Source organism: Acinetobacter sp. YH12021 (genome assembly GCF_013420145.1).
GTDB lineage: Bacteria > Pseudomonadota > Gammaproteobacteria > Pseudomonadales > Moraxellaceae > Acinetobacter > Acinetobacter towneri.
On sequence record NZ_VOYT01000008.1, the window covers coordinates 32263 to 52502 of the forward strand.

Genomic DNA, 20240 nt, shown 5'->3' on the forward strand with positions numbered 1-20240 from the left:
GAGAATAAATTATGTGGTACTTTGCATGGATTCTCGGTATTCTGATGGCATGCTTTGCAGGTGTCTTGAGTGCCCTGTATATTGAATCTCATCAAGACCTTGACGAGGAATAATTAGATGACAGACACTGCAGTGAACGCTGAAACAACAGTTCAAAAACCGAACAAGATTGCGATGGTTATTTCATGTTTATTGGCATTCCCACTCGCAGCTGTACTGCTTCTTCATCCAGCAGCAATGCTGGATGCCAACGGTGAATATAGCCACCGTGCCATGATGTTTATTATGATTGGTATTTCAGGTGGCTTTGTACACGGTGTTGGTTTTATTCCACGCTTTTGGTTTTGGAAATGGTTATTTAGCCCATTTGTGGCTTGGCCATTGATGATTTGGGGTTATTACACTTGGTTTCTTTAATGAGGTGTAAATAAATTCCTTGAAAAGAGCGCAATATGCGCTCTTTTTTATTGGCTTAATATTTAGGAGCCGCAGATCATTCCTTGCATCTTCACCATATAAAACAGCGTATAAAATTTTGAAACTTACAATCTAAAAGAAGAACTAAGCTCAAAACTCAGGCAGAAAAAAGCCAAACACTACGGTTTGGCTTTTTTCACAACATATTTTCGCACTTGGCAATGATTATGCACCTTGCTTAAAGCATATTGTTATTTCGGCTCAATGGGTGCAAACGGTGCAACCACATCGGCATTCTGCGCACGATGACGCATGAAATGATCCATCAATACAATCGCAAGCATAGCTTCTGCAATTGGCGTTGCACGCACACCTACGCAAGGATCATGGCGTCCTTTGGTCAGTACATCCGTATCTTCACGGTTTAAATTAATGGTTTTACCAGGTGTAGTAATACTGGCTGTTGGTTTTAAAGCAATCGCAACACGAATATCTTGACCACTAGAAATACCGCCTAAAATACCGCCTGCATGGTTCGCCAAAAAGCCGTCAGTGGTCAGTTCGTCACGGGTTTCATGCCCAAACTGCGCTGCTACGGCAAAACCATCCCCAATTTCAACGCCTTTCACAGCATTGATAGACATCATGGCATGGGCAATATCGGCATCTAAACGATCAAAAACAGGTTCCCCCCAACCCACAGGAACTTTTTCAGCCACAATTTCCAGTTTTGCACCACAGCTTGTACCCTGTTCACGCAAAGACGTTACCAAAGCTTCAAAACGTGGTACAGCATCGGCATCGCCACAGAAAAATGGATTGTTTGGTACTTCGTTCCAATCTAGCTTTTCAGCTTTTTCTGTACCAATTTGAGTGACGTGACCACGAATCACAATTCCAAATTTTTCGAACAGGTATTTTTTTGCAATTGCACCTGCTGCAACGCGCATTGCTGTTTCACGTGCGCTTGAACGTCCACCACCACGATAATCGCGGAAACCATACTTTTGCGTATAGGTATAATCTGCATGCCCAGGGCGGAAAGTCTGTGCAATATTACCGTAGTCTTTCGATTTTTGGTCAGTATTACGAATCAGTAAACCAATTGAAGTTCCAGTGGTTTTACCTTCAAAGACACCTGAAATAATTTCAACTTCATCGGGTTCTTTACGCTGTGTCGCAAACTTAGACGTACCCGGTTTACGGCGATCCAAATCTTTTTGTAAATCTTCTGCAGACAGTTCAATCCCCGGTGGCACGCCATCGACAATCGCCATCAGACCTACGCCATGAGATTCACCACAAGTCGTTACACGGAAAAGTTGCCCTATACTATTACCTGCCACGTCCAACGACTCCTTATGCTTGAACAGATTGAATAAATAAATCGCGATATTGACGGCATTGTGCTGCAGTCAATGCAAAAATACCTGAACCACCTTTTTGGAATTTTAACCAGTGCAAATCAACCGTGTTGAAGTTTTGCTTCATCGCCCATTCAGAATTACCTACCTCAATCACAATCAGACCATCTTCAGTTAAGTAATCTGCTGCCTGTGCCAACATCTTACGGACTAAATCTAAGCCGTCTTGCCCTGCTGCCAATGCCAATTCTGGCTCATGGTGGAATTCTTCAGGTAAATCTGCCATATCTTCCGCATCAACATACGGCGGGTTAGATACGATTAAATCATACTGATTTTCGGCTGGGATTTTGGCGAATAAATCAGACTCAAGTAACGCCACTTGATACTGTTTGTTGTGATGTTCACAGTTAATTTGTGCGACTTCCAAAGCATCTTTTGAAATGTCAGTTGCATCGACTTCAGCATCAGGAAAAGCATAAGCCAAAGCAATCGCAATACAACCTGAACCCGTACACATATCCAAAATACGTTGTGGGGTTTTAGGTGCAGTATTGGCTGGTAAATTGTTATCTGCTTCGCGCATTTGACCTTCTTCATCTAGGCAATATGGCGCAAAACGATTTTCAATTAACTCGGCAATAGGTGAACGTGGAATTAAAACACGCTCATCAACATAAAATGGTTTTCCGAAGAAATACGCCAAGTTTAATAAGTAAGAAGTTGGTACTTTTTCATTGATACGGCGTTCGAGCAAGCTTAAAAATTCAGCTGCTTCACTCGGCAATAATTTAGCATCTAAAATTTCAGCGTCTGCATTCCAGTCTAAAGACAAAGTTTGCAACACCAATGCAGAACTTTCTGCAAAATAATCTTCTGTACCTTGACCTAAATGTGCATCGTATTGACGTAGTGCTGTAACCCCAAAGCGAATAAAATCACGAATGGTTGATAGGTTTTCAGCAGCTTCCTGCAAATGTTCAGGGCTAATTGTCGGTCGATCCACTTAAGGCGCTCCAAGGTCAAATTTTAAAACGCCTTATGATACCTTGTTTTGCTCGGTTTTATAATGTTTAAGCAGTTTCCAAGTAATTTATTTACTATGGTTTTACTTATTTGATTCCCACAAACTGACCTTGATAATAATCAGCGCGCTCTGCTGTTTGCAGCAAAACACATTGTGCACGTTGTAATGCGGCAAAATCGCTTTGAGTCGATAAATAACAGCGTTGTTTTACACGGTTTTCCCAAAGTTGATGCTGTTGTTGAATATTACTGGCATTGCCTGCGCTGCGTTTTACATAGGCTTTATAGTGTTTTTTGAGTCGTTTGGTTTGTGCTTTTTGCTCAGTTTTAATACATTTTTGCGATTGGGAAATTTTGCCATAACTATTGTTCATACATTGCGTATAGCCTTGTGAAACGCCATTCGCCCAAACTTGAGCTGTACCCAAAGTCAACATCCCCAATAGTGTAAATATCCAAACTTTCATATTTTCCCCTGAGCGCAGTCTGTTTTTAAAGCGCGGTAAATTTTCAATATTTTATAATTTTACAAAACCCAAATTGCTGCATTGATGCTACAAGATTCAGGTTAAAAAGCATATAGTCAATCCCCTGCTTTTTATGATTCAGTCTATGATAAATTCACAACAATCATTGAAAAATGTGACAATATCCCAATAATTGAATTACTCATTTTATAGATGAAACTTTCAGCCTTATGAGCTACAAACACAATAATTTGATGGCCATGCGCCAAAGCTATTGGAACGACAACCACTCCGAAGCAGTCTTGATTGAAAAACAATTTTTTCAGCAAATTTTGATTGAAAACGGCATTTTTGAAAATTCGTCATTAGATGATGCCAAATATCTATTTTTTAGTTTGCCCAGCGTGATTATTGTTAAGGGATATGCGCATGGTTTTTTACACGATTCTGTAAAATTGATGATTCTCAAATTTATCCAAGACAACAAAGCGCAATTGATGAAAAAAGCCGAAACCAAAGTGCAATATCGGATGTAAAAGTACTTTTAAGCCGTTTTTCATACTTTTTTCACGAGGAAACTCGTCGTTCAGCAAGTTGAACTTTTTTAATACGTTAAGACGCGCTAATATCCGTTACAATCTAATTTTCCTGCGTATTGCTGATTTAAGGATTGATTTTAATGTCAGATCAGAACGATAAGCTTAAACAACTCAAGACTTCCTCTATGGATCGACGCTTATCCATCGCAAAGGCATCTTTACTTGCAGGAACACGATGGGCAGCCTCGAATGCCACCTCTATGTTTTCAAGCGAAGAAGAAAAAGAACGTAAACGAAAAAAAGCCATGAAAGAACAAGCCGATTACTTGGTGGCTGAAATTGGCAAACTCAAAGGCTCTATCGTGAAGATTGGGCAAATGATGGCGCTGTACGGCGAACATTTTTTACCTGAAGAAATTACGCAAGCACTCAACACGCTGAATAACCAGACTGTCGCATTGGCATGGCCTGCAATTAAACAGCAATTACAGGCACAGTTAGGTGCCAAACTTGATGATCTCACCATTGATCATGAGCCATTAGGTACAGCCTCTTTGGCTCAAGTTCACCGCGCGACCCGCAAGTCGGATGGTTTGGAGTTGGTATTAAAAATCCAATATCCAGGCGTAGCAGATGCGATTGACTCAGACATGAGCCTATTTAGAAATATGCTCAAATTGACACGCATGGTGCCGCAAACCCGTGAATTTGATCAGTGGTTTGATGAAGTGCGTGAAATGATGCATCGTGAAGTCAACTATCAAATTGAAGCGGAAACGACACGTCGTTTTGCTGCCCGTTTAAAAGATGATCCGCGCTACATTGTGCCGCAAATTGTGGATGAATACTGTAGCGACCAAGTGCTGTGTATGACCTTTGAACGTGGCGTACCGATTAACAGCCCTGTCATGCTCTCATTACCTCAAGAACGCCGTAACCAATTAGGCGAAGCCTCTTTAGAAATTGCTGTGCGTGAAGTATTTGAATGGGGCGAAATGCAGACTGACCCGAACTTTGGCAACTACTTAGTTCGCTTAGGTAATGGTGAAGATATTCACGATAAAATTGTACTGCTCGACTTTGGTGCTATTCGTCAATTTGATCAACACTTGCTGACTGTGGCGCGTAATTTGATCAAGGCGGGTTATTACCACGACCCACAAATGATGGTGAATGCCATGACGGGTTATGAGTTTTTTGACAGCATCCCTGAAAGCATTAAACCTGACATGGCAAAAGTGTTTCTATTGGCAACCGAAGCCTTTAGTCACTTAGACAATAACCGCGATTTACCTGCAGGCGTGATGGATGAACAATCGCGCTATGACTGGAAAAAAAGTCAGCTGCATAGCCGTGTCATGCAACAAGCATCTAAATCGATGGCTTCGCGTTACTTTAGTGTGCCGCCTAAAGAATTTATGTTTATTAGCCGTAAATTTATTGGTGCCTACACCTTTATGACCGTGATTGATGCGAAAACCAATGTCCGCAAAATGATTCAAAAGTTTATTTAAGTCCCAACTTTTATTTCTTTGATCAAAGCTGTTATATAGACCTAAATGATTGTTGCCCACTCGATGCAATTGTCATTTAGGTCAATTTATTTTAAAAGCGTAGATTTCTATAAAATTAATAATCTATAAAAATCCACATATTAGTCCAGTTATAAGAAAATTTTTACCGTTTATCTTTGACAATTCTGCATGTCAGCAATGACATAGTTTTTTTATAGTCTGCATGTCAGCATAAAAAACAAGCATTCTCTGTGTAGGACAACACAATCATGAGTCAAATGATAAACAAAGCCCAAGGATTCGGCTTAGCGCTACTCACTAAAATGGCATCGAGTGATCTGCTCGATCAATTCAAATTACGCAAATGGGTTGAACAATCTCTATATCACTCAGCCAAAGCAGGTTTTAAAACCTTTGAAACCACTCAAAAAAATTTTAAAAGCACACAAAAATTACCGCAACAACGACTGACACGTCAATCCAAAGATTTATTTGATTTGTCATTGAGTGAAGAACAGCAAATGCTGGTCGATGCCATGCAGCAATTTGCTACAGAAGTGATCTATCCATTGGCACATCAGGCAGATCATGATGCGAAATTCCCACAAGTATTATGGCAATACAGCACAGATTTAGGTTTGAACACCTATGCTCTGCCCGAAGCTTTAGGCGGTGTTGCCACTGAACAAAATATTGTCAGCCATATTTTAATTGCCGAACAATTGGCACGTGGCGACTTTGGCTTAACCGCAGGATTACTTTCCACATTTGGCGTAATGAATGCCATAACTCGCTGGGGTTCAGAACAGGTTCAAAATCAGTATTTATCTGCGTTTTCCGAAACAGACGCGAACCATCCAACGCCACTTCAAGCCACTTTTGCGATTCAGGAAAATACTGCTGCGTTTAATCCGTATCAGCTAAAAACCAAAGCGACTTTGCAAAATGGACAGTACCTAATTACAGGTGAAAAAACGCTGGTGATTTTGGCCGAAACAGCAGATTTATTTTTGGTTAGTGCAGAGCTAAATGGTCAAGCCGATGTGTTCATTGTGCAACGTGATGCTTCTATTCAATTTAAAGCAGCGCCTGCAATGGGCTTAAAAGCCTGCGAAACGGCGACTTTAAAGTTTAATCAAACCCCTGCGGAGCGTTTAGGCACAGATGATTTCGATTACAGCGCATTTTTAGATTTAGGCAATCTCATGTGGTGCGCCATGGCAGTTGGTTGCTGTGAAGCAGTGAAAAGTTATTGTATTCGCTATGCCAATGAGCGCACTGCATTTGGCGAACCAATTTCACATCGTCAAAGTGTGGCTTTTATGATTGCAGATATGGCCATTGAAATTGAAGCCATGCGCATGCTGTTGCTGAATGCAGCGAGTCTTGCCGAATCGGGTAAAAACTTTCATCGAGAAGCATATTTAGCACGTCTGCTCTGTGCAGAAAAATCTATGCAAATTGCCACCAATGGCGTGCAAATTTTAGGTGGTCATGGCTTTACCAAAGAACATCCTGTAGAGCGTTGGTATCGTGATTTACGTGCGACTGCAATTATGCATTCAGGCTTGCATGCTTAATCTCACACCATCAATAAACGATAGCCAGCTAGAAAAATAAGGAATACATCCATGAATTTACAAAATCCAAAAAAATTCAAAATGTTGGTCGATCAGGCACATGAAGTTGCTTTAAATGTATTACGTCCCATTTCAAGGAAATATGATAAAGCCGAACACGCCTACCCGAAAGAATTAGACATGCTTGCCGCCTTAGTTGATGGTATGAACCAAGCGGGCGATGGCATGAATGCAGGTGCAGCAGTCAACAAACGTGGTGACACATCTACAGGTAACAAAAATGGCGTAAATATGTCTACCGCACTGAGTATTGTCGAAATGTGTTATGGCGATACAGGTTTATTACTCAGTATGCCACGCCAAGGTTTAGGTAATTCTGCGATTGCTGCGGTGGCCAATGAAGAACAATTACAACGCTTTAATGGTGTTTGGGCAGCCATGGCAATTACCGAACCCAACTGTGGTTCTGACTCTGCGGCTATTCGTACCACTGCCACCAAAGTAGACAATGAATATATTTTAAATGGTGAAAAGATTTTTGTGACCTCTGGTGACCGCGCCGATGCCGTTGTTGTGTGGGCAACCTTAGACAAAAAACTGGGACGTGCTGCGATCAAATCCCTTGTTGTGACTAAGGGCACACCTGGCATGACCGTGGAACGCTTAGAACATAAATTAGGGATTAAAGCCTCGGACACAGCAACAATTCGATTTGAAAATTGCCGTGTTCCTGCGAGCAACCTTTTAGGCAATACAGAAATTGATGTTGCCAAAGGGTTTGCAGGTGTGATGGAAACCTTTGATAACACTCGCCCTTTGGTGGCAGCTATGGCCGTTGGTTGTGCCAAAGCCGCTTTAGAGCGGATTAAGGAAATTTTTAAAGACCAATTAGATGCAAATTATGCCACGCCCTATTTACAGTGTTCACATATCGCAGCACAGACTTATCGGATGGAAGCAGAATGGGAAGCCGCACGTTTATTGATGCTCAAAGCAGCATGGATGGCAGACAATAAACAGCCTAACTCACGCGAAGCTTCTATTTCCAAAGCCAAAGCTGGTCGCGTGTGTAATGAAATCACGCTCAGGTGTGTCGAGTTAGCTGCATCGGTGGGTTATAACGAAGATGAGTTATTGGAAAAATGGGCACGTGATTCGAAAATTTTAGATATTTTTGAAGGTACGCAACAGATTCAGCTATTGATTATTGCCCGTCGTGAATTAGGTAAAAGTTCGAGTGAGCTCAAGTGATTTTATGATTTAAGGCATATAGTAAAGTAAGATAAAAGACAGATTTTCATAGAAATATTGCTATAAATTTCTGTCTTTTTCGATATAAATTAATCTTCAGGTGAAAAAATTGCGATATATCTTGCTAAAACCTCATCCAAAACATCTGCGTGCGAGGATTCTAAAAACCGCGCGTGTCTAGCTTCAAAATCTAAAGCTCTAGATTGATCACAACGCACAATACCTGTAGTTTTCCCACCAATAAGCTCTACAGCGAAACCCATATTTCGTGCAAAGTTTCCACCAGAAGTAATAGGCAAAACAATCGGCATTTTAGTAATAAGATTAAATGACTTAGGTGAAATAACAAATACAGGTCGCTTACCTTGTTGTTCATGTCCAAGTGTTGGATCTAATGAAATCAAATAAATATCGCCTTGATTCATTAGATTTCTTCTCGCCCAACTGCTTTTACATCATGCCACGCATCTTGCTCTAATGCTAAAGCTTGATGCTCTTGCAGCAAGTCAGCCAATTTATAAGATGGCTTCGCTTTAGGTTCGACCACTAACTTACCATTCACAATGCTCAGAGAAACTTCCTTTCCCGCATCTAAACCTAAACTTTTTAATAATGTAGGCGGTACGGCAAGCATGACCGAACCACCTACTTTTCTCAAGTTTGTATGAATCATACCCACCTCAATATTATATAAATATATAACTTTATTATGCGCCAAAATGAGATGAAGTCAATTCATAGTAAGATGAGTGAAAATAGACATCTGGTATACATCTCAATCTTTCCTTTGAAAGATATATACAAAAGAAATATCAAAATGAATATTAAAAAATAATCTTAATAATTCAATCAATTATCCACCACACCAAATTTCTTAAAAATTCGTGCACGGCGTTTAGGCTGAATATTGGCTTTGTTTAAATTGCCTTGATAATGTTCAAATACACGTTTATCCATAATTTTAAACCACAAAGGAGGAATCATGGCAGGCAGCAACATGCTGGCATAACCGCTTGGTAATTCAGGCGCTTCATCAAAATGTCGCAAAGCCTGAAATGGTCGGGTTGGATAAGCATGATGATCGGAATGACGTTGTAATTGATACAAAAACAAATTGGTCACAATATTGTTATTATTCCAGCTGTGTTCAGGCATAGTGCGCTCATATTTGCCATGCGCATCTTTTTGTCTAAGCAAGCCATAATGTTCTATATAATTAATTATTTCAAACAGGCTAATGCCATAAAAAGCCTGTGTCGCCAAATACGGAATGATCCCAGTACCAAAACGCGCCAACAATGCAGCATGAAATGCCGCACTCATGCCCCAGCCTTGTAATAATTCATTGTCTTTCGACCAAAAACTTTTGCCTTTACGTTTTAAACGCTGAGTTTCAATTTGCAGTGCAGACTTAAACGAACCTTTTACCGTGCGGGGCCAAAACTCATAAAATGTTTCTCCCATACGTGAAGATGCAGGGTCTTCAGGTGTCGCAGCACGTTTATGATGCCCATACGGATGCTCAACCCGAAAATGGTTATATCCTGTTGGTGCTAAAGCCAAATGTGACAGTAAGTGATCTATTTTTGAAGATTTATGGCTGAGTTCATGCGCAGTATTGACAGCAATACCATTCACCATCCCCATGGAAATACCCAGAAAAATTTTATCGACTAACGAGGTTTGTGGCCGTCCAACCAAATAAGCTGCATAAATATTGGCGGCATATTGCAAAGGAATAAAACTTTTCACCAAACGCGAATAATACCGATCTTCCTCAAGTCGTTTCACATCTTCATTGCTTGGGTTATTGGCATCTTGACCAATTAAAGTATCAATTGTTGGAATAATCACATGCAATAATAAAGGGCCACCTAGAGCAAAAACTTTTTTCGCAGGCTTCGGAGCGAATTGATAACCCGCCAAAATCCCCATCCCCAATACAGGTAAAAATGGGCTGATCAACCATAAATAACGCTTTTTATCGAGTTGAGCCGCGCTTTTATAAGGAACATCCTGTTCCATCTCTTTAAGCAAATGAAGTGGTGCGTTCATCTTATTTTCTTCCTTCTACGCTGTTCTACCTATATATTTGAGGAAAGACACGAGAATGAACAGTTGCAGACGTCCAAAAAAGCTATGCAAAAGTCTTTGGCGCAAAAATGCGCTATATTGTCCTGAAATCACAGGTTTATTTTTTATAATGATTTATGCTTAAAATATGGATGCTTTAAGTAAAATTTTTGATGATATACATCTGCACCAATCAGAATATATCTATTTAAATCCTCAAGGAGATTGGTCATTTCAATATCGTGACCAAGGGGCAATGCTGGCTTATGTAGTACTACAAGGCTCGCTGCATATCCATTTATCTGCACAGACACACCTTCACATTGATGCAGGTGATATTGTCCTGATTCCATCGGGTTGCAGTCATTACGCAAGTGCAACTGCAGACACTCACTGGACAGAACACTTTGATATTTCGGATTTATTTCAAATTCAGTCACAGCAGTCAATAAATTTTGGCACGATAAATCACACACAAGCTGAAGACGCATTTATTTTGGTGATTCAATGCCACATGGACACCACCATGGCAAAACCGCTTTTAAGTGCCCTACCCGAATATCTGCATATTCCGCATATCATGTGCAGCACAGCGCCCGAGTGGTTACAAATTGGCTTGCAATTTTTAGCGGTGGAAAGTCATCAAATCCGACCGGGACGGGATAAAATATTAGATCACTTGGTCAGTATTTTACTGATTGAATGTGTGCGTGATTATATTTTTCAGCTTGATGACTCAAATAACTGGCTCGGCGCTTTGGCACATCCTGAACTTTCCAATGCGCTCGCAGCTATTCATGGTCAACCCGAAAAAGCATGGACGGTAGAAAGTTTGGCAGAACAATGTTGCATGTCACGTTCTAAATTTGCCAATTTGTTTAATCAGGTGATTGGTGAGCCGCCTTTGGCATACTTACAACAACATCGGCTACGCTTGGCATCGCATTATTTACAGCAAGGACAATTGTCGATTCAACAAATTGCCCATCGTGTCGGTTATTCTTCCGAAACCGCCTTTAGCCAAACTTTTAAAAAGCAATTCGAGCTAACACCTAGCCAGTATCGGCAGCAGTTTCAAAACAACAATGCAATCACGAAATGAACAGTTTAACGATCTAAAATCGCCAAAATTGCTTGTGCAGGGTCTTCGCTGTTATCGGACAATAATTGCTTATGCATAGTGATATGTTGCATCACTTGAATTTGTGCAGTTTCGATATAAATTAACTTTTCAATTTCTGCTGCCAAACGCTCTGGTGTTGCATCATCCTGAATTAATTCCTGAATAACCTTTTTACCTGCAATAATATTTGGCAATGAATAATAAGGAATTTTCACCAACAGTTTCGCAATCCAGTACGTAATGCGATTGAGCTTATAAAACGTAACCATTGGACGATGTAATAGCATCGCTTCTAACGTCGCCGTGCCTGAAGCCAGTGCAATCATATCGGACGCATTCATTACCTGACGACCAATTTTGGATTCTGTGCCACGATTTTCCATCAATTGCACTTTGTCTTGTAATGCACTCGGATAAGACTGCAGTAACGCTTCAATTTGTTGTTTACGTGCATCATTAATTGCAGGAATTAAAAACTTAAACTGCGGATATTTTTGCGTCAAAATATAAGCCGCATCTAAAACTAACGGCCCTAAACGCTCAATTTCACCACGTCGGCTACCAGGCAATAACGCAATATGTTGTTGCTGTTGGTCTAAACCCAATTCTTGTTTTGCTGCAGCAATTGGATTTTCCAACGGCAACTGACTCGCCAAAGGATGTCCGACAAAGGCTGCAGGCACACCCCATTTTTTAAAAAAGGCTTTTTCAAACGGAAATAAACACAGTACCAAATCTATACTGGCTTTAATGCCATGTACCCGACCTTGTCGCCATGCCCATACCGAAGGACTGACATATTGCACGGTTTTAATCGGCAAGTTTTTCTGTTTTAAACTTTTGGCAAGACGTAAATTAAAATCAGGCGCATCAACTCCGACAAAGACATCGACGGGATGTTGAGTCCACTTTTCGACCAAACCGTCCCGTACTGCAAAGAGTTTTTTCAAATCTTTCAGCACTTCAACAATGCCCATTACCGATAGAATATCCATCGGATAATAACTTTTAAAACCTTCCGCAATCATTTGCGGGCCACCAATGCCTTCAAACTCTGCATCAATGCCTTGCTCACGAAAACGTCGCATGAGTTGTGCCCCTAAAGTATCACCCGATACTTCTCCCACAACGATACCTATTTTAAGTTTCCGATTTTGCAAGCGTTTTGTCCTCTAAATTTTAATTGATATGAATTTTTCATATTTTAGCATAGCCTCTGTATTTTGTAAGAAACAGAAAGTAAGCCGTGGCTTGAATCTGCAATCTTTTGCGCTGGTTTTCCACATCGACTATATCTGTTTTAAGAATAAGTAAATCACTAATCAAGACAACAACTTATTGCCAAAAGTCATAATATATTCACGTTTTTTGACTTCGGCATATTTTCATGGTTGGTCCTTTAGAGTTTATTTTGGCAGGTGTATTGGTCGGCTTCTGCGTAGGTGTGACTGGCGTGGGTGGCGGCTCACTGATGACTCCCATTCTGATCAGCTTGTTTAAAATTGAACCGCATATCGCAATTGGAACAGACCTACTTTATGCCGCTATTTCAAAGTTCTGCGGTTCATTGGTTCATGCCAAAAAAATGAATATTGTATGGCCCATTGTCATTTGGCTTGCGGTGGGCAGTATCCCTGCTTCATTTGCGACCCACTGGGTTTTAGAGAATTATTTAAGCCAATCTACCCATTACAAAATGGTACTGACCGTGGTACTGGGCTTTATGTTGACCTTAACTGGCATCTCAATTGTGTTTCGCAGTCAAATTGAAACGTTTTTTAATAAATACCGTAAACAAGAATTGCCCGATATGACCCAAGACCTTGAAAAGGTCAAACTACAGGCTGCAGATAAGCGTGCCCTCATTGTAATTATGGGAGTTGTACTGGGTGTATTTGTCACACTTTCTTCAGTGGGTGCAGGTGCTTTTGGCATCATGGCATTGGTGCTGATGTTCCCGAATCTACCGATGATTCGTATTATCGGTTCAGATGTCGTGCATGCCGTCTTACTTACCCTAGTTGCAGGCTTAGGTCACATGAGTTCAGGTAATGTCGATTTTCACCTATTGGTTTGGCTGTTGGTTGGCTCGATTCCTGCAATTGTGGTGGGAACTTTAGTCAGTTCACGTTTACCTGAAAAAGTGATTCGTAAAGTTTTAGGTATTACCTTATTTATTATCGGGATTAACTTTATGGTTAATCCTGTGAAATCAAAACCTATCAGCACACCAGAAACTGCAACAGCAGTTTCTGAGGCACAAACCAGCCAATAATGAATGCTTTATCTGACAGGATTTTGCTAAAACAGACCGTTTAATTTATCTACCCGATTCATCACTTATTTTTTAAAGAAGTATTCATCTTTTTATAACAAAATACAGTGAAATTCATGTTATATTCAGACTATTAAACAATCTTTTGTATGATCAAACCAGTGACGGCAATGAATACTTTACAGTCTAATCCTCTTACACAATCAGACATCGATGACGTGAATATTGAAAGTATTCAGCCACTCGTGACTCCTGCAGAATTAAAAACTGAGTTACCTTTGACTGAAAATGCTTATCAAACCGTTCTTCGTGGTCGTGAAACAATCCGCAATATTTTAGATGGTAAAGACAAGCGTCTATTTGTGGTGATTGGTCCATGTTCTATTCATGACCCTGCTGCTGCACATGAATATGCAGATCGTTTAAAAGTATTAAGCGAAAAAGTAAAAGATTCTCTTTATATTGTGATGCGTGTTTATTTTGAAAAACCACGTACTACAGTGGGCTGGAAAGGCTTAATTAACGATCCAGACATGAATGACTCTTTTAACATTGAAAAAGGCTTGCGTCTTGGTCGTAAACTTTTGCTTGAGTTAAATGAAAAAGGTTTGCCATGTGCGACTGAAGCACTTGATCCAAACTCACCACAGTATTATCAAGATTTAATTTCTTGGTCTGCAATTGGCGCACGTACTACAGAAAGCCAAACGCACCGCGAAATGTCATCTGGTCTTTCTTCTCCAGTCGGCTTTAAAAATGGTACAGATGGTGGCTTAACGGTTGCAACCAATGCTATGCAATCTGTAAAACACGGCCACAGTTTCTTAGGTCTGAATGATCAAGGTCAGGTTTCTGTGATTCGTACTAGCGGAAACGCATATGCACATGTGGTTTTACGTGGTGGGAATGGTAAGCCTAACTACGATGCAGGTTCTGTTGCAAATGCTGAAAATGCATTAAGCAAAGCCAAAGTCAGCACCAAAATCATGATTGACACCAGCCATGCTAACTCAAACAAAGACCCATTCTTACAGCCATTGGTATTAAAAAATATCACTGAGCAAATTTTAGATGGCAATAAGTCTATTGTTGGGATTATGGTCGAAAGTCACCTGAAAGGTGGTCGTCAAGATATTCCTGAAAACTTATGCGATTTAGAGTATGGTAAGTCTGTGACTGACGGTTGTATCGACTGGGATACCACTGAAAAAGCATTGCTTGAAATGCATGAAGCATTAAAAGACGTTTTAGTGAATCGTTAAGATTTAAAAACGCCATCTTCATGATGGCGTTTCTATTTGTAGCATAGGAAATTCTGCGCGCATGAATGACATTGAAACCCAACTTAGCCAAATTAAAAATTTCCAGTTCATTCATGAGCGTTTGTTTTCTTCAGGTCAGCCCACGGCTGAAGAATTAAAACAAATTAAAGAATATGGTATTGGCACTGTTATTAATTTGGCTAAAAGTGATGCTGAACATACCCTTCCTCATGAGGACAAAATTTGTCTGGATGTTGGACTGAACTATATTCAGCTGCCAATTTCATGGGAAACACCATCTTCTGATCAATGTTTATTATTGCTCGATTTGGTCAATCATTTATTAGAAAGCCAAATGGTGTGGGTACATTGCAGCAATAACAGCCACGTCAGTAGTTTGATGTATTTATATCGTCAATATTTTATGGATGTGGATATTGCAACTGCTCAAGACTTATTACATGATATTTGGAAACCAAATGAAACTTGGACAGGCTTAATTCACGCCGTTTCTTTGCAATTACAAGGTCGTAAAGCCACGCAAGATTTACAACAAGCTTTAGAATCTGCTGAACTTTCTTAATTCAGCAGATTGTATAGATAAAATTCTAACGCGATTATTTTGTATGAGAAATCAATACAATCGCTGTTGCTAAAATACCTTCCTGACGCCCAGTAAAACCTAATTTTTCAGTGGTTGTCGCTTTGATACTGATTTGTGTGACCTCTACATCCAATACATCAGCGACACTTTGGCGCATTTCTAGCGTATGCGGTGCAAGTTTAGGACGTTCGCACGCCACAGTAATATCGGCGTTATTCAGTTTATAGCCACGGTCTAAAATGAGTTGATAAACCTGTTTAAGCAATACCCGACTATCTGCACCTTTATAATTTGGATCGGTATCTGGAAAATGCTGCCCAATATCCCCCAGCGCCAAAGCACCTAATAATGCATCGCATAGTGCATGCAGCACTACATCACCATCTGAGTGTGCTTTTAAACCTTGTGTATGAGGAATTTGAACACCTGCAAGCGTCACAAAATCTCCCGCTTCAAAGGCATGAACATCTAATCCTTGTCCAATACGAATCTGTGCAACCATGTTCAACTCCTGTAGAAATAAATCATTGAAATCTTGTATTCATACTTTCGATTTCGCTATATTAGACCTAGCGCAACATAGTGAAAGTATAAGCGATCATGCTGTTGAAATCTGAGATTCATCTTATCAAAAACTTAAGTACACTGCTGTTATTTGGCTGTTTATATTCATCTTTCTCTTATGCACAAGGGATTGATTGTAGATCTACACCCAATAAAAAGTTGGCGCAGGTGTGCACAGAAAATTTCTCAGAATTGCGTGAAAAATTAAGTGATCAACATTTAACAGCTTATTTGATGAGTGATGCGCCTATTCGCTTGTTAGAAGATACTCAGCAATTGTGGATCCAACGCTTACAGCAATGCAAAAGCTTAAATTGTTATACTCAGCAATTTGATTTTAGAATTGATCAACTGAATTTTTTCACTTCAATGAATCAAAGCATGACTCAACATTATTTAAAATATGAAAATGGTCAATTTGCTGCACAACCCGTACATTTACAAATTCATCAACTCAATAAAAACAGCATTAAAATTGAAGGTATTGCTTATCGCAATCCAAATAACCGCCTTGAAAGCCAAAGTATTGCCTTTTTAGCTTATACAACACCTGATCAAAAAAACAAAATCATCGACAATGAGCACGATTGCAGTTATGAGTTTAATTATTCTAAAGCAATCTTAAAAATTCAAACCAAACAAAAAGGTTGTGAACGCTTTGCGGGCATCTATCGTTTATACGATTAATGCTGAACAATAGATTGTATTAGACAGATTAAATGAGCAACCACAACACAATTGGCAAAGTTAATGCGGCGAATACGGTTTGCAAGCTAATAATTGAAGCCATTAAACGACTATCTCCCCCTAAAACTTGTGTAAGTACATAAGCTGCCGATGCAGTAGGTAAAGCAAAAAACAAGACTAAAATTTGCGACTCCAACACTGGAACATTTAAGCTCTGACAAATTAGCCAAGCCAAAGCAGGCATAAATAACAAACGCCCGAACACATTCAATGCCAATGCGAATACATCTCGTTGCAAGCCATTAAATTGTAATGCTGCGCCCACACACATTAATCCCAAAGGCAAACTGCATAACGCTATTTGACGAATAAAATGCGCTGCACCTTCCCACAAGCTCAAACCTGATAAATTAAATAGACCGCCAACAATACAGCCTAAAATTAATGGATTTTTCATTAATGACCATAAGATTTGCTTTGCCTGTAAAGTCTTAGTATCGCTTAAAGCCAGCACAGATAAAACATTCACCAATGGAATGCAGAACACCAAAATAATCGCAAACAGCGCCATGCCCTGCACCTGAAACAATGCTGCGACCAAAGCCAAACCGATATACGTATTGAAACGTACCATGCTTTGCATATACACCCCAAAACGGACTGCGGGTGTTTTGAAATAGCCGCGCAAGGCATATAACAGACAACTTACTAAAGCCACAATAATCCCTACGACCGACAAAATCTGTGCGATTGATTTCGCTTCAATGTTTGCTGTAGCGAGGTTTAAAAACAACATGCTAGGAAACAAAATATAGTAATTTAACTTTTCTGCACCCTTCCAAAATGGCTCATCCAACATACGTGATTGCTTAAGCAGATAACCCATTGCAATTAAGGCAATCAAAGGGAAAAGTGCAATAAAAATTAAATGGGTCATGGGGTGCTCTGTGTTACTGTTATGCTGTTCTTTTTAAATTATTGCTTAATAAATAAAGTAAATTTACTGGATATTATAAGGATTGTTTTGTGTTTATCCTAATTGCTTAGGCTTTTTAAAACCACAAAAAGAGAAAAAGATGATAATAGCAAAACTCACCTACATCATCTTTCAGATGGATTCTGTATTAACGATGAGTATGGATAGACATCACAATCCCCATACTCGCCAACATGGAAATAACAGCCGTTCCACCATAACTCATCAGCGGCAATGGGTCACCCGTTACAGGTAAAATACCACTCACCATCCCTGAGTTTAGAAATACAAAGAAAAAGAAAGTCAGACCAACCGTGCCTGCATACAAACGTCCAAAATTATGGAAACAATTCATCCCAATCATCAAACAACGTAAAATAATGGCAGCAAACAAACTGAACAGTAAAAATACGCCAATAAAACCAAATTCTTCGGCATAGGTCGACATAATAAAGTCAGTATGATGTTCAGGCAGATAACCCAAATGTGATTGCGTTCCTTCTAAATAACCTTTACCTGTAAAGCCGCCTGAACCAATGGCAATTTTAGATTGAATAATATTCCAGCCTGCCCCCAAGGCATCCGACTCTGGGTCAAATAAGGTTAGTACCCTTTTCTTTTGGTACTCCTGCAAAAAGAACATCCAAAGCAATGGTGCTGCGAGCGCCAATGCAGTGATTGCTCCTAAGATTAATCGCCATGACATGCCACTTAAAAATAGCGCAAAGACACCAGGAATAATCAAACCAATGTTTAAATCGGGTTGCAATGCCACCAAGACAAAAGGAATCATCATAATCACTAAAGCGACAATGATATGGATCAATTTAGGCGGGAAAGCACGACGCGAAAAATACCACGCCATCATCAATGGCATGGCAAATTTCATAAATTCACTGGGTTGCATACTGCCAATACCCGGCAAGCTGATCCAGCGTTTTGCCCCCATACGGGTTTCACCAATGACCAAAACCAAAGCCAGCATGATGACTGCAAAGATATAAAAATATGGACTGGCAGCTTGATATACCTTAGGCGGAATTTGCGCCAAAATAATCATGGCGATAAAACCAATGCCAAAACTGGTTGCTTGACGCAGCACCATCCCCATATCTTGCGCGGTGGCACTATATACCACCATTAAACCCAGAATCGCATTTAAAATCAGAAAACACAGCAACCATGGATCTAAATGTAATTTAGTCCAGCGTGAGGAATCATTTTTAATGCTTCTACCATCACGTAATGAGTGACGTAAAAAACGATACTGCTGCGATGGATTCATGCGACTCAAAGGTATTTAAAATAGACAGGATGGACAATTATAGAAGCAAAGCGGCACAGAGTGAATCATTAAAGCTTAATCGTTGAAGATTCAAGTTTAACGCGGTGTTAATTACACTAGATTTTTATCATCCATGTTGTTGTGAGGCTAAAATTAAACGTGCCAGCTCTAAATCATCGGGATAGGTGATTTTAATATTATCCGAACGACCGTGCACAACATTTACAATTTGCCCTGCTGCTTCTAAAGCACTGGCCTCATCGGTAATCGTCAATTGCTGTTTTAATGCAGATTCAATGGCTGTTTTAAGCACATCAAGTTTAGCAATTTGCGGAGTTTGCGCTTGCCAAAGTTGGTCACGGCTTACCGTGGTTTCAATTTTTGTGCCTTGGCTTACCTTTTTTAAAGTATCACGCACTGGAATAGCCAAAATTGCACTTTGATCTGTTGCCAGTGCAGTCTGATACAACTGTTCAAGGCAAGCAGCTGTCACACAAGGACGCGCTGCATCATGCACCAAAACCCAGTCATCTACATGGGCGATTTCAGATAAATAATGCAGTGCATTCAAGACTGAATTCACTCGCTCTGCACCACCTACGCAAAAATGTGCTTTTTCTTTTTCTGCCAAGTTTAGGTTTTGCGCCACATCATCTGCTTGACCAATCGCCAAAACATAACCCGCTAAAGGCAAGTGATTTAAACGTGCGATGCTGTGCGCTAAGACTGTTTGATCTTGAATATACTGATATTGTTTAAGTTCAGTTCTAGAAAAACGACTACCAGAACCCGCTGCGGGAATAACCGCCCAAAGTTTAGGGTGTCGGGGCGGTTGCTGCTGCAGGTTGTTGTGATTCATTGGTGCGTAAATCTACTGTGGAATTTGGTTGAATATAAATTGGTTTATATTGTGTGCTGATGGTGCTCATTTGCACAAAGGTTTCATGTGGCTTAATTAAGCCTAAATCTAAACGGGCATGCTCTTCAATGGCTTCTACCCCATTTTTTAAATCATAAACTTCTGCTGCAAGTACACGATTGCGCTCCTTCAGCTCTGTATTTAATTCTATTTGTTGTTGGATTTTTTCTGTCAGTGCAGCATGGTCACGATAACCACCTTCACCAAACCAGTGTAAATATTGAAACCCTGCGATCAAAAAGATCGCAAGGCCCAACAATGCTTTACTCGCTTTGGAGTCAAATACATTTAATAATGACATCTACTGATTTCGC

At 40.1% G+C, this 20240-nt stretch carries 23 protein-coding genes; 11 read left to right on the forward strand and 12 right to left on the reverse strand.

What is annotated here, in order from left to right; translation table 11 throughout:
- Positions 1 to 11: 11 nt before the first annotated feature.
- Both cydX and FTT91_RS08185 read left to right on the forward strand, forming a co-directional pair.
- The gene (gene cydX / locus FTT91_RS08180) at positions 12 to 113 is read left to right on the forward strand and encodes a cytochrome bd-I oxidase subunit CydX (protein ID WP_004860610.1); all 102 of its coding nucleotides are present in this window, start codon (positions 12 to 14) and stop codon (positions 111 to 113) included.
- 4 nt (positions 114 to 117) lie between these two features.
- Positions 118 to 417, forward strand: a complete 300-nt coding sequence (locus FTT91_RS08185) for a cyd operon YbgE family protein (RefSeq protein ID WP_004973403.1) — start codon at positions 118 to 120, stop codon at positions 415 to 417.
- 251 nt (positions 418 to 668) lie between these two features.
- Here the strand turns inward: FTT91_RS08185 and aroC are convergent, their stop codons facing one another.
- The 3 genes from aroC to FTT91_RS08200 form a co-directional block, all read right to left on the reverse strand.
- Complete coding sequence (gene aroC / locus FTT91_RS08190; RefSeq protein WP_004973401.1) at positions 669 to 1763, reverse strand: chorismate synthase; 1095 nt, start codon at positions 1761 to 1763, stop codon at positions 669 to 671.
- 13 nt (positions 1764 to 1776) lie between these two features.
- On the reverse strand, positions 1777 to 2787 hold the full coding sequence (gene prmB / locus FTT91_RS08195; protein WP_180169246.1) for a 50S ribosomal protein L3 N(5)-glutamine methyltransferase: 1011 nt from the start codon (positions 2785 to 2787) through the stop codon (positions 1777 to 1779).
- Between the two features lie 106 nt (positions 2788 to 2893).
- Positions 2894 to 3274, reverse strand: coding sequence for a DUF1311 domain-containing protein (locus FTT91_RS08200; protein WP_004973395.1), 381 nt, complete (start codon positions 3272 to 3274; stop codon positions 2894 to 2896).
- 230 nt (positions 3275 to 3504) lie between these two features.
- Between FTT91_RS08200 and FTT91_RS08205 the strand changes: the two genes are divergently transcribed.
- The 4 genes from FTT91_RS08205 (at position 3505) to FTT91_RS08220 (ending at position 8158) form a co-directional block, all read left to right on the forward strand.
- The gene (locus FTT91_RS08205; protein WP_154320717.1) at positions 3505 to 3810 is read left to right on the forward strand and encodes a hypothetical protein; all 306 of its coding nucleotides are present in this window, start codon (positions 3505 to 3507) and stop codon (positions 3808 to 3810) included.
- Positions 3811 to 3953: 143 nt separating this feature from the next.
- Complete coding sequence (locus FTT91_RS08210; RefSeq protein ID WP_004973390.1) at positions 3954 to 5327, forward strand: AarF/ABC1/UbiB kinase family protein; 1374 nt, start codon at positions 3954 to 3956, stop codon at positions 5325 to 5327.
- A gap of 269 nt (positions 5328 to 5596) precedes the next feature.
- Positions 5597 to 6907, forward strand: a complete 1311-nt coding sequence (locus FTT91_RS08215; RefSeq protein ID WP_004973388.1) for an acyl-CoA dehydrogenase family protein — start codon at positions 5597 to 5599, stop codon at positions 6905 to 6907.
- Positions 6908 to 6958: 51 nt separating this feature from the next.
- On the forward strand, positions 6959 to 8158 hold the full coding sequence (locus FTT91_RS08220; protein ID WP_180169247.1) for an acyl-CoA dehydrogenase family protein: 1200 nt from the start codon (positions 6959 to 6961) through the stop codon (positions 8156 to 8158).
- Positions 8159 to 8247: 89 nt separating this feature from the next.
- Here the strand turns inward: FTT91_RS08220 and FTT91_RS08225 are convergent, their stop codons facing one another.
- From FTT91_RS08225 to FTT91_RS08235, 3 genes are all read right to left on the reverse strand, one after another.
- Positions 8248 to 8583 carry a type II toxin-antitoxin system PemK/MazF family toxin gene (locus FTT91_RS08225; protein WP_096900853.1) on the reverse strand — a complete coding sequence of 112 codons (336 nt, stop codon included), beginning with the start codon at positions 8581 to 8583 and terminating at the stop codon, positions 8248 to 8250.
- Entirely contained in the window at positions 8583 to 8831 is a 249-nt protein-coding gene (locus FTT91_RS08230) for an AbrB/MazE/SpoVT family DNA-binding domain-containing protein (RefSeq protein WP_004973383.1), read from the reverse strand. Before FTT91_RS08230 ends, FTT91_RS08225 begins: the two co-directional genes overlap by 1 nt.
- A gap of 176 nt (positions 8832 to 9007) precedes the next feature.
- Positions 9008 to 10213 carry an alkane 1-monooxygenase gene (locus FTT91_RS08235; protein ID WP_004973378.1) on the reverse strand — a complete coding sequence of 402 codons (1206 nt, stop codon included), beginning with the start codon at positions 10211 to 10213 and terminating at the stop codon, positions 9008 to 9010.
- A 166-nt stretch (positions 10214 to 10379) separates the two neighbouring features.
- On the opposite strand from FTT91_RS08235, the gene FTT91_RS08240 reads away from it, so the two are divergent.
- Positions 10380 to 11333 (forward strand): AraC family transcriptional regulator, encoded by a 954-nt coding sequence (locus FTT91_RS08240; RefSeq protein ID WP_096900855.1) that lies wholly within the window; start codon positions 10380 to 10382, stop codon positions 11331 to 11333.
- Between the two features lie 5 nt (positions 11334 to 11338).
- On the opposite strand, the gene lpxB is transcribed toward FTT91_RS08240, so the two are convergent.
- Positions 11339 to 12514 carry a lipid-A-disaccharide synthase gene (gene lpxB, locus FTT91_RS08245; RefSeq protein ID WP_180169248.1) on the reverse strand — a complete coding sequence of 392 codons (1176 nt, stop codon included), beginning with the start codon at positions 12512 to 12514 and terminating at the stop codon, positions 11339 to 11341.
- A 227-nt stretch (positions 12515 to 12741) separates the two neighbouring features.
- On the opposite strand from lpxB, the gene FTT91_RS08250 reads away from it, so the two are divergent.
- The 3 genes from FTT91_RS08250 to FTT91_RS08260 all read left to right on the forward strand — a co-directional run bounded on the left by FTT91_RS08250 (position 12742) and on the right by FTT91_RS08260 (position 15474).
- Positions 12742 to 13629 (forward strand): sulfite exporter TauE/SafE family protein, encoded by an 888-nt coding sequence (locus FTT91_RS08250; RefSeq protein ID WP_180169249.1) that lies wholly within the window; start codon positions 12742 to 12744, stop codon positions 13627 to 13629.
- A 170-nt stretch (positions 13630 to 13799) separates the two neighbouring features.
- A complete protein-coding gene (locus FTT91_RS08255) occupies positions 13800 to 14891 on the forward strand; it encodes a 3-deoxy-7-phosphoheptulonate synthase (RefSeq protein ID WP_180169250.1) in 1092 nt (363 codons plus the stop codon).
- Between the two features lie 61 nt (positions 14892 to 14952).
- The gene (locus FTT91_RS08260; protein WP_180169251.1) at positions 14953 to 15474 is read left to right on the forward strand and encodes a hypothetical protein; all 522 of its coding nucleotides are present in this window, start codon (positions 14953 to 14955) and stop codon (positions 15472 to 15474) included.
- 34 nt (positions 15475 to 15508) lie between these two features.
- Here the strand turns inward: FTT91_RS08260 and ispF are convergent, their stop codons facing one another.
- Complete coding sequence (gene ispF / locus FTT91_RS08265; protein ID WP_004973369.1) at positions 15509 to 15997, reverse strand: 2-C-methyl-D-erythritol 2,4-cyclodiphosphate synthase; 489 nt, start codon at positions 15995 to 15997, stop codon at positions 15509 to 15511.
- A 98-nt stretch (positions 15998 to 16095) separates the two neighbouring features.
- Here ispF and FTT91_RS08270 point away from each other — a divergent pair, with 98 nt between their 5' ends.
- A complete protein-coding gene (locus FTT91_RS08270) occupies positions 16096 to 16746 on the forward strand; it encodes a hypothetical protein (protein ID WP_004973366.1) in 651 nt (216 codons plus the stop codon).
- Between the two features lie 28 nt (positions 16747 to 16774).
- Here FTT91_RS08270 and FTT91_RS08275 read toward each other — a convergent pair whose 3' ends face one another.
- The 4 genes from FTT91_RS08275 to FTT91_RS08290 form a co-directional block, all read right to left on the reverse strand.
- Positions 16775 to 17683 (reverse strand): AEC family transporter, encoded by a 909-nt coding sequence (locus FTT91_RS08275; protein ID WP_154320714.1) that lies wholly within the window; start codon positions 17681 to 17683, stop codon positions 16775 to 16777.
- Positions 17684 to 17870: 187 nt separating this feature from the next.
- Positions 17871 to 19007 (reverse strand): rod shape-determining protein RodA, encoded by a 1137-nt coding sequence (rodA, locus tag FTT91_RS08280; RefSeq protein ID WP_154320713.1) that lies wholly within the window; start codon positions 19005 to 19007, stop codon positions 17871 to 17873.
- Between the two features lie 127 nt (positions 19008 to 19134).
- Positions 19135 to 19866 carry a 2-C-methyl-D-erythritol 4-phosphate cytidylyltransferase gene (ispD, locus tag FTT91_RS08285; RefSeq protein WP_179991098.1) on the reverse strand — a complete coding sequence of 244 codons (732 nt, stop codon included), beginning with the start codon at positions 19864 to 19866 and terminating at the stop codon, positions 19135 to 19137.
- On the reverse strand, positions 19823 to 20227 hold the full coding sequence (locus tag FTT91_RS08290) for a septum formation initiator family protein (RefSeq protein ID WP_167846043.1): 405 nt from the start codon (positions 20225 to 20227) through the stop codon (positions 19823 to 19825). The genes ispD and FTT91_RS08290 overlap by 44 nt, the downstream gene beginning before the upstream one ends.
- Positions 20228 to 20240 lie beyond the last annotated feature (13 nt).